Below are 13,503 nucleotides of genomic sequence, written 5' to 3' on the forward strand. Positions count from 1 at the left end.
CCCCCATCACCCGGCTTTATTCCAGCCACTCGTAGGTAAAAATGAATTTATAAAGGCCCACCGAAGCGACAAGTTGCCGGGTAGCGCCCTTCGTTCCCTTGGCAACCGCTGTCGGCAGCGTCACTGTCCCATTGAAATTTTTCTGGGCAGTAAGCATATAGGTTCCGTCGGGCGCCTGGAAATGAGTACTGTCCAGAGAAACGACCAGGTTGGGCGCCCCCCAACTACTGGTGGTGAGCAACTTGTGAGAAACGGACATGGACGGTTTATCACCGGGCTTGATATATTCGGGAGGGTCGCCGATAACAGACTGGGTGGTGGAAGAACATTCAGTGGCGGTTCCCGCGCCGATTATGTTGCCGTTCGCGTCGGTTCGCCAGGTCTTGACTTTAAAGCCGGTCAATCTGCCGCCGCTTGCCTGGGCATAGTCGATCAGAACACTGGTAGTGCCCGCCAGGTAACTGGATCGTGGCTGACCGTCCTGTGCATAAGGCACGTATACGTAGCTTTTGCGGTGCCAGACGCCCTGGCTGGTGGAAGATGAGGTTGAAGTTGCTGTAGATGATGATGTGGTTGCCGTCGACGAAGATGATGTCTGTCCGGTGGTGGTGAAGCTGCTCAGTTTGGCCACCCACTTATATACGGTTCCTCCCGGACTGGAGAACGTGCCGGCCATGTCCCTGTCTTTGATAGTGCCGGTATATGTCTGGTTACCTGCGTCACGGTAGAAAGTTACAGCTCCGGTTTGAGAGTTGCAGCTTATATTTTTGAGCGTCTCCCATCTGCCGTGGGCATCGAGGTAGAGCCTGCCGACCATTTTCCCGTTTTCCACCCAGAATTCCATTTTGCCGGTATAGTTGTTGAAATTGACCGCCCAGGTTCCACCCAGGCTGCCGGCCCAGTAGCTGGCCGAGCCGACGGCCGCAGATGAGCCCGAGGTTGTCGCGCCGCTCTGCCAGCCGGAAGAGGCGGACGCCCCGGAATTGCTGTCAGAAGGCGGAACGTAGGTTGAAGAGGATGCATTCCAGCCTGCGTCAGTCACCGGAGAAGTTGCTGTATCCGGAGAGTAATCAGTATCTGCGACGGCCTCCGGCTGTTGATCGCCCGCCGCGACGTCCGAATATGCGCCTGTAAGGTCCACGCTGCCGTCAGGCAGCAGTATCGCCACTGATTGCGTCGCACCGTCAACGACGCTGAAATCCACCGACTCCGTCACTCCCGCGCCGCTGACCTGGACGCGGTATGAGCCCAGCGGCCAGCCTTCATCCGGCGCCTCGAGTGTAAAAGACCCTCTGCCGAAGTCCTTGCCGGTCTTGGACTGGGAAGTGCCGATGGAGTAGTCGTCGTCCAGATAAATCCATTCGACGCTGATCGTGTTCTCATTGAAGTTATCGTAGATAAACCAGGCGAAGAATTTGTCGGTATCCTTTGAGTACTGCGAAACCCTGTCGGCAGGAATGTAGTTGACCACGTTGGAAGTCAACATCAACTCCAGTATCCTGGGACTGCCGGACTCCCTCAGGTCACCGTACTTGTCCGTGATCGCGTTTATCATTGCCGTCTCTTCGGCGGTATTGCCGAAATTACCGGAAGACGTGGCAACAGGCTGTGTTGCCCTGCTGAACCTGGCCTTGAGCGTTCCCGCAATATCCTTGCAACCGATGCATAAACCGGCCACAAATATGAACGTAACAAGCAAAATCAGTTTTGACTTCAAGGCATTCCTCCCTTAACAAAGTATTGTTATTTGTGAGGCGATCGTTGCATACGATATAAGAACAACTGATAGTAAACAATTACTCAGTTTTTGTCAAGACCCCCCACCCGGGGTGACAAGAGTTTTAATGAAAAGGGATGGGACAGACAGGCACATTAATAGCCCTTACTCATTCCATTCCTTGGTTACCGTAGCCAGGTTCTGATTGGCGATTTGCACGATGGCAGGTATCTGCGAAACAAGCATTATCAGGACCGCCATGGCTGCAGCAACGACATAGGAACGCGGCAGTATCTCCAATGTAAAGCTGATAATGTCCTCAGCGCTGGTAGACATGGCGTCAAAAAACAGGTGGCTGATATAGTTGCCAAGGGGTATGCCCATTGCTACGCCGATTGTGGCTATCAGTATATTTTCAAGTGAAATCATGAATGACAGCATCCTGTTTCCCAGCCCGACGGCCCGCATGGTGGCCATCTCCCTGGTACGCTGAGTCACGTTGACCATCACCCCGTTGAAGATGATTGCGCCTCCCAGGGCGATGCCCATCATCAGCATAATGCCTATCATAACCCAGAAAAAGCCCATCTGTTCATCCAGCATTTTTCTGGTATCGGTTGTAAGTTCGATCGAGGCGACCTGCGGTATATTGTAAATCCTTTTAATCGTGTACTCACTCGGCTCACCCTGGAATTTGACCATGATCGAGGTGGCGGCGCCGAAGTCCTTCTGCAGCTTCTGGACCTCCCTGAGCGGCATATACGCCCTGCCTCCGATATACGACCAGATATAGCCGGCCAGCCTTTTATCGGTTTCCCCCACCGTGCCCGTAAGCGGCTCTAATCTGATCGTGTCGCCTATCTCAGCGCCCAGCTTGTCTTTGTATGAAGAGGGCAACAGTATCCCATCCGACGTGACATCCACCCGCACCCCATCGGGGGTAATAAGATTTAGCATAACGGAATTTTCTTCTATTCCCTCGATACTGCTGTCGATCTTTACATCCTTGAATCTTATGCGGTAGGGTATATCGAGCACGGCCTCCGCCGCCTGGATTCCCGCCAGGTGGTTGATAAGGCTGACATTGGAAGCAGCGCTTCTGCCCTGCAGATGGATCATGGCGTCATATTGCTGGACAATGCCATACTGGCGTGAGAACATCTGATCAACCGCGTCCACGAATGACATGGCAACCAGCACCAGGACAATTGCGGAGGCGATGCCTGAAGCCATAAACAGGCTGCGCCTGATATTACGGAAAACGTTGCGTACGGGCATCTTGATGAAATAGGGGAACGGCCTCAGTAAAAAAGTCAACAGCTTCATAATATACCTGTTGCCGACGCTCGGCGCCGGGGGACGCATGGCTTCGGCGGGTTGTATACGTATGGTAGACCATGCCGGCAGCAGGCCTGCCAGCAGCGGTATCAGCATTCCCGCAGCCATGCCCCCGCAGATGGCGCCCCAGTGAACTCCGGTTAAAATGATGGGAATATTGAGAGCAGTTACATACATCTCGGTCAGAGCGCCGGCCCACAGATGACCGGCTATGACACCTGTCAGAGACCCGATGAAACCAACCGTGAAGGCAAACCCGAGGTAGTGCACCATTATAGTCCCCTGTGAGTAACCCATAGCGCTCATCAGCCCTATCTGGATGCGCTGCGATTCGATAAGGCGGTTGAGCAATACGTAAATGGTCAGCGAGGCCATGGAGAGAAACAGCAGGGGAAAAAGAAAGGCCAGCATGGCAAACGATTCCATATCCTGCCTGAGCAGCTGAACAACCGGCAGGTTTTTCCTCTCCGTCATATAAGCGGTGCGTATCTCCCGGACGATATCGATACGCCGGTTTTCAAGCACCACCGGATCGTCTTTTGAGGTCATCCGCTTGATATAATTGCGTTCTAATATGGTCCGTACCTGGCTCAATATCCAGTCATTGTCCATATCGGGATCTACGGAAAGGGTTATCTCATTGACCATACCTTCCATATCGAACAGTTTTTCGGCCTCATTCAGCGGCATGAAAACGACACCGAAGGTGCGGGGTGTGACCATGGGTTCCTGGGCGCTTTTGACCACCCAGATATATTCCGGACTCATCACAACACCGCGGATGAGGAAACTCGATTTTACCCCCTCGTTTTTAAGCGTCAACCAGTCGCCCGGCTTCAGGTTATAATAGTCGGCGAAATGCCTCTCCACCAGTATTTCACGGCCGAATGAACGGCTGAAGTAATTGCCGACTTCAATCTCCACCCTGTTTATCACGGGCATTTTGTTCTCGGGCAACGAGATCACCCTGCCGGCTACCTTCTCCCCGCTTTCGCCCCCCATATCGATAAACAGGTCCCTCACTATTCGTCCGTTGGCCTCCACACCCGCTATTTCGTTCATGTCTTTGACCGCGTTGCGCCCTATTCCATCGACCGATATCCAGTAATCAGCCATATTAAGACGGTCATAGAAGGCGTTGTACGACATGTTGAGGTTAAGGTAGGCTTCATAGCAGGTTATGAATACAGAGACGCCGAGGAATATGATAAAGGCCACTGCGCCGTACTGGATTTTACCTTTCCAGATGTCCCTGAATAACTTGAGATGGATGCGGGGGATTTTTACCATTCCAGCATATCCGGATCGAGCGGGTGCTCATTACGTGTAACCTCTACAATGCGGCCGTCGCGCATTCTGATCAACCTGTCGGCAATCGCGCCTACCGGAGCATTATGGGTAACGACAATAATGGTCTTATGGCTGGCCTCATTAAGGGTCCGCAACAGCTTGAAGATGCGCTTCCCCGTCTCGAAATCAAGGCTGCCCGTAGGTTCATCACAGAGTATGACCCGGGGATCGGTCGCCAGCGCGCGCGCGACAGCGACCCGCTGGTTCTCTCCTCCCGACAGTTCGCTGGGGAAATGTTCCGTGCGATGCTCCAATCCAACTTCTTTGAGTAAATCACCGGCCGGCGTGGGATTCTTTGCCAGCTCAGCGGCAAACTCCACGTTTTCCCGTGCATTGAGCGTGGGGATGAGGTTGAAAAACTGAAATATGAATCCGATCTGGTGGCGCCTGTATTCCGTGAGCTGGGCCCGGCTCATTTTCGAGATGTTGATCCCGCTGACTTCCACCGATCCCGAGGTGGGTATATCCAGCCCGCCGATCAAATTGAGCAGCGTGGTCTTACCTGATCCGCTCGGGCCCAGCAGCACAATAAACTCACCCGGAAAGACTTCAAGGGATACTTCATTCAACGCGACCACGTTGGTGCGGCCCATGGCATAAATTTTGGAAACTTTGTCTAACTTTACACTGGGATTCATCTGAACCTGCCATGAATAACTTCGGGTAAATTCGCCGGGCAACCGCAATCGGGTTCAATCCTGCAACGCATATAAACACACGCTTATAAGAATTAGATACTTATGTGTACTTTAGCGCTTGCAATTTAAGGTGTCAATACAATTTTCTATCAGAGTTGCTCCATTTTATCGCATGGTCGATCATTCAGACGGCGCAGGCCGATGCCGGAAACCGGCGCCCTCAGAATACAGCTTCTTCCTACAGATAAGCCGACGCTTCTTCAGGATATTTAACATCCATAGCGCGCGGTGCTAAGATAGTCTTAACGGTGACCTATGAAAAAGAAGACAGTCGCGTTCTGGAATATATACGACGCTGAAACAAAAGCTTTGATACAGAAGGAAAAGGCCATGACGCACGACGCCATGCCTATCGCCGGAGTATTGCTGATCGGCATGCCCGGCAAATACCACGCGATTGTGAGGGATTTCAAGTTCAAGGGCATTAAGGACAAACTGCCCTGCTACGACGTTTACTTATGAAACAGCAAATTGTAATCACGAGTGAAAAAGGCCGCGGCTTAAAGCTGATAAGCTGGATACTGGCTTATGCGGTCTGGATATTTATCTTTCTCATCCCCATCATAGGGATAGTCATAATATTGATATACCTGTCAAAGAACAGGGCGCAGCAGCGCGGCGCGGTCATAACAGACAGGACCCAAGCGCAGTATAAGAAACTCAATTCAGTCCGCTGAGGCGCCTCACTTGTGAGTGCAATCAAGAAACTTATCGTACAGGGACGAGCCGATAAAAGTCTTGTTTCCAATATGTGCGGAAATTGCGCCGGCCCTGCTGTCCATAATAGAATACGGGAAGGGAAGGCCCACGGAATCTACAAAGGAGGCGGAGCGATGGAGACCTATATCATGTTCGTTGGCTTTACGGAGGGGGGCCTGAAGGGGATAAAAAATCTTCCGGCAAAGATAAAAGCAGCCTCGACCATACTTAAAACGGCAGGGGTAAAGACGCAGGGTTTCTACGCTGTAATGGGACTGGACCGCTTTGACGGCTTCTACATTGTCCAGGCCAGCGATGGCGAGAAAGCTGCGGCCGGAGCTTTAGCCCTGGCATCGCACGGTTTCATGCATACTAATACACTGCGCGCTTTTACCGAAACAGAATTCAGCCGGTTTGCCGCGTTATAATCCTGAACCCGCGTTATTGCCATGATAGCGGATTTTCTATCCGGTAAAACCGTGTCATCGCGATTGATGCTGGCCCTGGGCGCCTGCATTCTTTTCGGCGTATTAAACTGGTCGTGCAGCGGTCTGCATCTCCCCGGAGCGCCATTGGTCAGCCTGCGGCCGCAGATTGCAATCCCGATAACCATGGGATTGGCTTTCGGCCCGGTTACTGGATTTGTAGTCGGGTTTGCGGGCAATGTATTAGGAGATTCTTTATCGGGCTTCGGGCTGCAGTACTGGGATTGGTGCATAGCCAACGGATTGATCGGCGCCATACCCGGCATCCTCTTTTTGGTCGGAATCAGGGAAATAAGGACTGTCGGGCAGTTCGGTCTGGTCCTGTTGTTAATCCTTGCGGCGAACATAGTCGGACTGGCCACGGGCAGCGCGATCAGCAGCCTGCTGCTTCACCGCATGGATATTAATGAGGCAGTTTTAGGCTGGCTGCTGCCGTCGTTATTGACCAACGTGCTGCTCTCTTTCGCCATCGTTCCCCTGTTATTGCTGGCCATGAGACGTCTGGTGATGACGCTGGAGACCCGGGTCATCATAATAGTGACCTTCCTGCTGGCAGCCTGCATACTGGGAACGACGGCGGTGCTTGTCTTGAGGACCAGCGATATATTCGTCAGCGTTTCAGGCGGGAGGGCAACCGACCAGGTGGTGTACGAGGCCACGCTGGACCTTTTGCGCTGGGCCGGTATAGCTGCCGTGGTTATCCTGCTATCCGGTACCATCATCTCTGTCTTTGCGGTGAAGCGGCTAACATCTCCCATCTCGCGCCTGTGCGGCGTGTCCAGGACCATCGGATCCGGCGATTTTGAAACCGGTGAGATTTATCCTGTCGCCCAACGGCATGACGAACTGGGAGAGCTGGCCAGGACCATGCAACATATGGCTGAAAGCCTGAAACTGTATATTCATGAGCTTCAAACCACCACCGCTGCCAGGGAGCGCATTGAAAGCGAACTCAGGGTGGCGGCCGAGATACAAATGAGCATGTTGCCCCGCGATTTCCCTCCTTTCCCCGACAGGCAGGAATTCGATATTTATGCAAGAATCAAACCGGCCAGGGAAGTGGGCGGGGACCTGTATGACTTTTTTTTTGTCCAGCCTGATAAGCTGTGTTTCATCATAGGCGACGTATGCGGGAAGGGCATTCCGGCAGCCCTTTTCATGGCTATTTCCAAAGCCCTGCTCAAGACGTCGGGGATGGCGGGCTCACCGCCGGATCAAATGCTGGCGCAGACGAACAATATCCTCAACCAGGGAAACGATACCAGCATGTTCGTCACCGTATTCTGTGCCGTTCTCGATACGCGAACAGGGGAACTGGTATTTTCCAACGGCGGCCATCCACCGCCCCTGCTGGGAAATAATCAGGACGGCTTCCGGTACCTCGGCATACCCCGAGGATTTGTCGTCGGCCCGCTTCCGGATATAGCCTTTACCTGCCAGCAGGTGGTCCTCAATCCGGGAGATACGATTTTCCTGTATACGGATGGTGTAACGGAAGCCACCGATATAAATAATCAGCTATACTCAGAAGAAAGGCTCCGTCAGGCGCTGTCAGAGGCCGGAGCTGCCGATACCACGGCCCTGGTCAGGGCCGTGCATGAAGATGTCGAGGCTTTTGTGCGCGATGCCCCGCAGGCTGATGATATAACAATGCTCGCTCTCAGGTTTCTGGGAAAGCGGAACGGCTGAAGATCACTTGAACTGTTATATATCCGCCGTTACGATGTTTAGTTGTGAGACGCATCACTTGTGAGTGCAATCGAGGAATTTATCGTCCCAGGCCGACCCGATAAAAAGCCTGCCCTTATAGCCGGCTGCGCAGGTGGACCCGTACATATCCTTTCCTTCACTGAGAAACGCTTCCTTTACCTCGAACATGTCGTTGCCCAGGTGCCTGATCATCAGTACCTGCGAGGGGGAGAATTTATCGGGATTTCGATATCCTCATAACATTAACATTTATAATGTCAATGGAGGCCGGCTATTTCCTGCGCGCCTTAACTTCCGGTTTGCGTGGCTGGATGCCGTCCAGTATGAAATCGCAGATCTTATCTGCGATCCGGCGCGGGGATAATTTTCCATCGGGAGAATACCAGAATACGGTGCGCATGATCAGGCTGGCGATCATCAGAACGACGAATCGGGAGTCGATGTCGGAGGCAAAATCGCCGGTCTTTTTCCCGTCCTCGATGACGGTAAACAGTATTTCACTGTAATAATCACGCAGGCCGACGATCCTTTTTCTGTGCACGGGAGACAGGTGCCTTATCTCCGAATCGTACATCATCTTGTAGCGCCTGCCTACGACCAGCATACGCTCCACGTGTATTCCAACGATTTTCCTTAAACGCTCCACGGGATCACCCCGGCTGTCGGCCAGCACAGGCTCCAGCAATTCCAGAAAACTCTCCAGCTCTTCCTGCATCGCCTCGTAAAGCAGCTGCTCCTTGCTCCGGAAGTAGTTGTAAAGGTTGGCGGCTTCAAATCCGCAGGCCTCGGCGATATCCCTCAGGCTGGTCCCCATAAAGCCGTTCTCCCAGAACAGATCGATGGCGACCGAGATGATGACCGCCTTGCTGGCCGCCTTGTTGGCGGACCTGCTGCCCGTTTTGTGGCCGGACCCCGCACGTTTGATCATAATAAGTTAATGTACATTAACTGATTATTGTTGTCAATTGTTGCTTGACAACTATGATATAATCGTACTATTGAATTAACAACTGTTAATTGAACTAATCGAATTTGGATAAAATCATATTGGGAGGTAGCACGATGGCAGACAACTACGATCAAAAGCCCTGGCTCAAGTCCTATGACAAGCATGTTCCGTCTAATCTTACATATCCCGAGAAGACCTACTGGGAGCTGGCCGGAGAGGCGTTCCTTAAATTCCCCGACCGCGCGGCTCTGCACTATATGGGCCACACATTTACTTTCAAGCAGATGGATGAGCTGTCCAACCGCTTCGCCAATTACCTGGTCAGAAACGGCGTAAAGAAAGGCGATGTCGTGGGCATCAATCTGCCCAACCTGCCCGCATACTACATTTCAATGCTTGGCGTTCAAAAGGCCGGCTGCGTGCTGAGCGGTGTGAGCCCTCTGCTTACCACCGACGAGCTGAAAAATCAGTTGAAGGACTCGGGTACAAAAGTGCTGGTGGCGCTGGACGCCCTGATCCCGCGCTGGAAGGCGGCGGTCCCCGGCACCGGTGTAAAGCATGTGATCGCCACCAGCATAGGCGACTACCTGCCCCCGCTGAAAGCGAAACTGGGCAAGCTGCTCAAGAAATTCCCCACCGCCAAGCTCGAACCGATCGAAGGGGTCACGGTCATACCCTTCATGCAGGTCATGCGTAAAACTCCCGCAGAAAAGATTGAGGTTAAAGTGGGTGTGGACGAAGTATTCGCCATCCAGTATACCGGGGGCACCACGGGCCTGCCCAAGGGGGCGGAGATAACCCATCGTAACTTTGTATCGCAGATAAAACAGTTCACCACCTGGACGGATATGCAGATGGGCGCTGAGGTCGGACAGACGGCCTTCCCCCTTTTTCATATAGCCGGCCTGATGGTGAGCATGTCGCTTTTCGCCAACGCCATACCGCAGATCGCGATCCCCAACCCGCGCGACCAGAAAATGCTCATATCCACGTTCAAGAAATACAAGCCCAATATCATCGGCAACGTGCCGATGGTTTACCTGGAGCTAATGAAGCTGCCCGAGTTCCGGGCGCTCGACTTCTCCAAGCTGAAGTACTTCGCCAGCGCCGCGGCGCCTTTCCCGCCCGAGTATATCAAGGAGTTCGAGCAGATCGTGGGAGGCGCCCAGCTGATCGAGGTCTACGGCCTGACTGAGACCATGATCATAACTGCTCTTCCACGAAATGGACAGAAGAAGCCGGGCTCGGCCGGCGTGCCTTTCCCGGATACCGTGATCAAGATAGTCGACCCGGCCACAGGCGCGGTGATGCCCTTCGATGAGCCGGGCGAACTGATAGTCAAAGGTCCCCAGGTGTTCTCCAGAGGCTATTTAAAAAAGCCGGAGGAGACCGCCAATGCGGTGCGCGACGGGTGGTTCCATACCGGCGATATAGCGCGCATGGATAAGGAGGGCTACGTCTTCATCGTCGACAGGCTGAAGGACATGGTCAATGTATCCGGCTACAAGGTGTTTACACGCGAGCTGGACGACGTGATCATGGAACATCCGGACGTCTTCATGGGCGCCACCGTGGGAGTCCCCGATCCCGACAGGCCCGGGAATGAGATGGTCGCCACGGCCATAGTCCTGAAACCCGGCATCGAGAAGTCCGACGAGGAAAGGAAACGTATAGTCGAGTACCTGCGGGGCAAGGTGGCGCCGTACAAGGTGCCGAAGAAGCTGGAGTTTATGGACCAGCTTCCGACCAGCGCCGTAGGCAAGGTGCTGAAACGCGAGCTGCGTACCATACTGAATCCCAAAGCGAAGTAAGTATCCCGGCCGCCCGTATAAATACTTATAACTCAATTGGAGGAACGAATTGAAGGACTTTGAAGTCATCATCATCGGTGCGGGACTGGGCGGCATCTCCGCCGCGGCATCACTGGCCAAGGCTGGTAAAAAGGTATTGCTGCTGGAGAGGCATAATGTGCCGGGAGGCTACGCCACCTCCTTTGTGCGCGGCCGTTACGAGTTCGAGGTCGCCCTGCACGGGCTCTCAGGATTGGGGGACCGCGATAACCAGGGGCCCATCCTGAAGATTCTCAACGCCAGCGGTGTGGCCCCTAAGGTCGAGTTTCTGCGCATCCCCGAGGTGTTTAAGGGCTACTACCCCGACTTCGAGCTGACCCTGCCCGTCGGGCGGGAGAACCACGAGGAAGCGCTGTGCCGGCAGTTTCCCGCAGAGAAAGAGGGAATCAAGAACTTTATAGCCATTGTGTTTGAGTTCGCCGACCAGGCGCTGAAGGCCAACCGCATTGGAATGAAGGCGGTGATGCAGGACCCCGGGCCGTTCTACACACTGATGACATATTACGGCAAGTCCCTGGCCCAGGTGATCGATCCGCTGATCAAGGATGAAAAGCTGAGGGCGGTGCTGGGGCAGACGTGGGGCTATTACGCCCTGCCCCCTTCCCGGCTGTCTTTTCTGGTCTACACGCTCGGAATGGCCTCTTACATCAGGTTCGGCATGGCCCACATCAGAGGCACCTCCCAGGCGCTGTCGCAGGCGTTCATTGACGCGATTGAAGAAAACGGCGGAAAGGTGTGGTTGAACAAAGGCGTCAAACGCATATTAACTTCCCGCGGACGCGTGTGCGGCGTAGTCACCGATGACGGCACGGAGCTGTCGACTAAATACGTGGTCTGCAATGCCAACCCGCTTACGGCGGCGCTGCAGCTGCTGGGGAGGGACAAAGTGCCGGGGTGGTATCTCAACCGCCTGGGCGCATGGTCCGGCGGGGCGTCGACCTTCAATGTTTACCTGGGAGTGGACTGCGATTCCCGCAAGCTGGGGCTGGAGGTGCATGAGAATTTTGTCAATGTATCCTATGACCTGGAAAAGCAGTATGCCTGCATGAAGAGCTCGGTCGATTTCGATCCGGACGGCATAGCTATTACTGCCTACAGCGTCGGCGATAAAACGGTAGCGCCCCCCGGAGCTTCCTCATTGGTAATCACGTCCATCGCCTATGCGGAGCCCTGGATGAAGCTCAAACCGGACGAATACCAGGAAGCCAAGCACAGGCTGGCCGCGAAGATGATCAAGACCGCCGAGAGGGCGGCGCCGGGTTTAAGCCGGCATATCGAGGCCGTCGAGGCGGCCACGCCCCTGACCAACGTACGCTATACCGGAAATCCGGGCGGCAGCATCGTGGGATTCGACGAGAACTACCAGGGCACGGGCAGCGACCACCTGCCGCAGCGCGGCCCGGTGGAAGGGCTGTATTTCGCCGGCGCGTGGGTCAACATCGGAGGCGGATTCGAGCCCTGCATAGCTTCGGGCGCCATAGCCGCGCGCCAGGTCATTAAAGACATGGAGAAAGGAGGATGGGAGGCCGCGGATATCGAAAAAGTCAGGTCGACGGTGGAGAAGCAGACCGCCGGCGCCCAAGGGCTGAAGAATCCGTTGGCGGGACAGGGCAAAATAGTAGGCATGGTCCATCCCGGGCGGCTCTCTTTAAAAGTTCAGGAGATCATCGAGGAGACCGCCAGCGCTGTAACGTTGCGCATGGTCTCCGGCGACGGAAAATTGCCCCTCTTTAAAGCCGGGCAATATATCAATTTATTTGTTAAAGTCGGAAAAGTACTGACGTCCAGGCCTTACAGCATCTCCTCCGCGCCGGGCAAATCACATTTCGACCTCACCGTGCGCAGGGTGGACAAAGGATTCGTCTCGGACTACCTGCTGAAGAAAGTCAGCGTTGGAGATGAGTTCGAGTCCACCGGCCCGGCAGGCAACTTCTATTATGAGCCGCTGATGGACTCCGGCGACCTAATATTTCTGGCGGGCGGCAGCGGCATAACGCCCTTCATGTCGATGATCCGGCATGCCGTGGCTAAAAAACTGCCTTTGAAGATACATCTGCTCTACGGCAGCCGCAAACCGGACGACATCATATTCAAAAAAGAGCTCGACCGCATCGCAGCCCGCAATGCCGATATAAAAGTCGATTACATCATCAGCGAGCCGCCGGCGACATGGAAAGGGGCCAGGGGCTTCCTCGATGCCAAGGCGATAGCCGGGCTGGCCGGCTCACTCACGGATAAGACGTTCTATATCTGCGGTCCCGCGCCCATGTATGCGCTGTGCGAATCTGCTCTGACCGAGCTGGGGGTCCCGCTGCGCCGCATTCACAGGGAAGTCTACGGCCCGCCGGCCTGTGTCGCGGATGAGAAAGGCTGGCCGAAGGGGGCAGACCTGGATGCCGAGTACACGGTTATCGAGGAGGGCACGGGCCGCAAGATCAAGGCCAGGTGCGGTGAGCCGCTGATGACCGCGCTGGAGAGGTCGGGCATCGTAATACCGGCTGTGTGCAGGTCGGGGGAATGCACAGCCTGCCGCACCAGGCTGGTCTCAGGCAGGGTGTTTATGCCGCAGCGCGTGCACCGCAGGCTGAGCGACGTTAAGAGCGGGTATATCCATCCCTGTATGACCTATCCGCTGGACGACCTGCGTATCCGGATCTAAAAAAGATATCTCTGAAACCTGACTCCGGACAACAATGCAGAAGGGGCA

The 13,503-nt window shown here is 54.4% G+C and carries 11 protein-coding genes; 6 read left to right on the forward strand and 5 right to left on the reverse strand.

Going from position 1 to position 13,503, the window contains the following annotated elements; all coding sequences use genetic code 11:
• Window positions 1–16: 16 nt before the first annotated feature.
• The 3 genes from WC359_10545 to WC359_10555 form a co-directional block, all read right to left on the reverse strand.
• Window positions 17–1,717, reverse strand: a complete 1,701-nt coding sequence (locus WC359_10545; GenBank protein ID MFA5400870.1) for a hypothetical protein — start codon at window positions 1,715–1,717, stop codon at window positions 17–19.
• Between the two features lie 165 nt (window positions 1,718–1,882).
• Window positions 1,883–4,345 (reverse strand): FtsX-like permease family protein, encoded by a 2,463-nt coding sequence (locus WC359_10550; protein MFA5400871.1) that lies wholly within the window; start codon window positions 4,343–4,345, stop codon window positions 1,883–1,885.
• Window positions 4,339–5,043 carry an ABC transporter ATP-binding protein gene (locus WC359_10555; protein ID MFA5400872.1) on the reverse strand — a complete coding sequence of 235 codons (705 nt, stop codon included), beginning with the start codon at window positions 5,041–5,043 and terminating at the stop codon, window positions 4,339–4,341. The genes WC359_10550 and WC359_10555 overlap by 7 nt, the downstream gene beginning before the upstream one ends.
• 315 nt (window positions 5,044–5,358) lie before the next feature.
• On the opposite strand from WC359_10555, the gene WC359_10560 reads away from it, so the two are divergent.
• The 4 genes from WC359_10560 to WC359_10575 all read left to right on the forward strand — a co-directional run bounded on the left by WC359_10560 (window position 5,359) and on the right by WC359_10575 (window position 7,976).
• Window positions 5,359–5,565: a hypothetical protein gene (locus WC359_10560; GenBank protein MFA5400873.1), complete on the forward strand. Its 207-nt coding sequence runs from the start codon at window positions 5,359–5,361 to the stop codon at window positions 5,563–5,565.
• Window positions 5,562–5,780: a hypothetical protein gene (locus tag WC359_10565; GenBank protein ID MFA5400874.1), complete on the forward strand. Its 219-nt coding sequence runs from the start codon at window positions 5,562–5,564 to the stop codon at window positions 5,778–5,780. The genes WC359_10560 and WC359_10565 overlap by 4 nt, the downstream gene beginning before the upstream one ends.
• A gap of 156 nt (window positions 5,781–5,936) precedes the next feature.
• Entirely contained in the window at window positions 5,937–6,230 is a 294-nt protein-coding gene (locus WC359_10570) for a GYD domain-containing protein (protein MFA5400875.1), read from the forward strand.
• A 21-nt stretch (window positions 6,231–6,251) separates the two neighbouring features.
• Window positions 6,252–7,976, forward strand: a complete 1,725-nt coding sequence (locus WC359_10575) for a SpoIIE family protein phosphatase (protein MFA5400876.1) — start codon at window positions 6,252–6,254, stop codon at window positions 7,974–7,976.
• Window positions 7,977–8,030: 54 nt separating this feature from the next.
• On the opposite strand, the gene WC359_10580 is transcribed toward WC359_10575, so the two are convergent.
• Window positions 8,031–8,189, reverse strand: a complete 159-nt coding sequence (locus tag WC359_10580; protein ID MFA5400877.1) for a hypothetical protein — start codon at window positions 8,187–8,189, stop codon at window positions 8,031–8,033.
• A gap of 79 nt (window positions 8,190–8,268) precedes the next feature.
• The gene (locus WC359_10585; GenBank protein MFA5400878.1) at window positions 8,269–8,925 is read right to left on the reverse strand and encodes a TetR/AcrR family transcriptional regulator; all 657 of its coding nucleotides are present in this window, start codon (window positions 8,923–8,925) and stop codon (window positions 8,269–8,271) included.
• Between the two features lie 134 nt (window positions 8,926–9,059).
• Here WC359_10585 and WC359_10590 point away from each other — a divergent pair, with 134 nt between their 5' ends.
• Both WC359_10590 and WC359_10595 read left to right on the forward strand, forming a co-directional pair.
• Complete coding sequence (locus tag WC359_10590; GenBank protein ID MFA5400879.1) at window positions 9,060–10,757, forward strand: AMP-binding protein; 1,698 nt, start codon at window positions 9,060–9,062, stop codon at window positions 10,755–10,757.
• Between the two features lie 49 nt (window positions 10,758–10,806).
• Window positions 10,807–13,455, forward strand: coding sequence for an FAD-dependent oxidoreductase (locus WC359_10595; protein ID MFA5400880.1), 2,649 nt, complete (start codon window positions 10,807–10,809; stop codon window positions 13,453–13,455).
• Window positions 13,456–13,503: the final 48 nt, after the last annotated feature.

It is taken from the genome of Dehalococcoidia bacterium (assembly GCA_041653995.1).
In the GTDB taxonomy this organism is placed as follows: domain Bacteria; phylum Chloroflexota; class Dehalococcoidia; order GIF9; family UBA5629; genus CAIMUM01.

What these genes read in the sequence shown, in the direction of transcription:
- WC359_10550 (MFA5400871.1), bottom strand. Translation starts at nt 4,345, where the DNA reads ATGGTAAAAATCCCCCGCATCCATCTCAAGTTATTCAGGGACATCTGG.
- WC359_10555 (MFA5400872.1), bottom strand. Translation starts at nt 5,043, where the DNA reads ATGAATCCCAGTGTAAAGTTAGACAAAGTTTCCAAAATTTATGCCATG.
- WC359_10560 (MFA5400873.1), top strand. Translation starts at nt 5,359, where the DNA reads ATGAAAAAGAAGACAGTCGCGTTCTGGAATATATACGACGCTGAAACA.
- WC359_10565 (MFA5400874.1), top strand. Translation starts at nt 5,562, where the DNA reads ATGAAACAGCAAATTGTAATCACGAGTGAAAAAGGCCGCGGCTTAAAG.
- WC359_10570 (MFA5400875.1), top strand. Translation starts at nt 5,937, where the DNA reads ATGGAGACCTATATCATGTTCGTTGGCTTTACGGAGGGGGGCCTGAAG.
- WC359_10575 (MFA5400876.1), top strand. Translation starts at nt 6,252, where the DNA reads ATGATAGCGGATTTTCTATCCGGTAAAACCGTGTCATCGCGATTGATG.
- WC359_10580 (MFA5400877.1), bottom strand. Translation starts at nt 8,189, where the DNA reads ATGATCAGGCACCTGGGCAACGACATGTTCGAGGTAAAGGAAGCGTTT.
- WC359_10585 (MFA5400878.1), bottom strand. Translation starts at nt 8,925, where the DNA reads ATGATCAAACGTGCGGGGTCCGGCCACAAAACGGGCAGCAGGTCCGCC.
- WC359_10590 (MFA5400879.1), top strand. Translation starts at nt 9,060, where the DNA reads ATGGCAGACAACTACGATCAAAAGCCCTGGCTCAAGTCCTATGACAAG.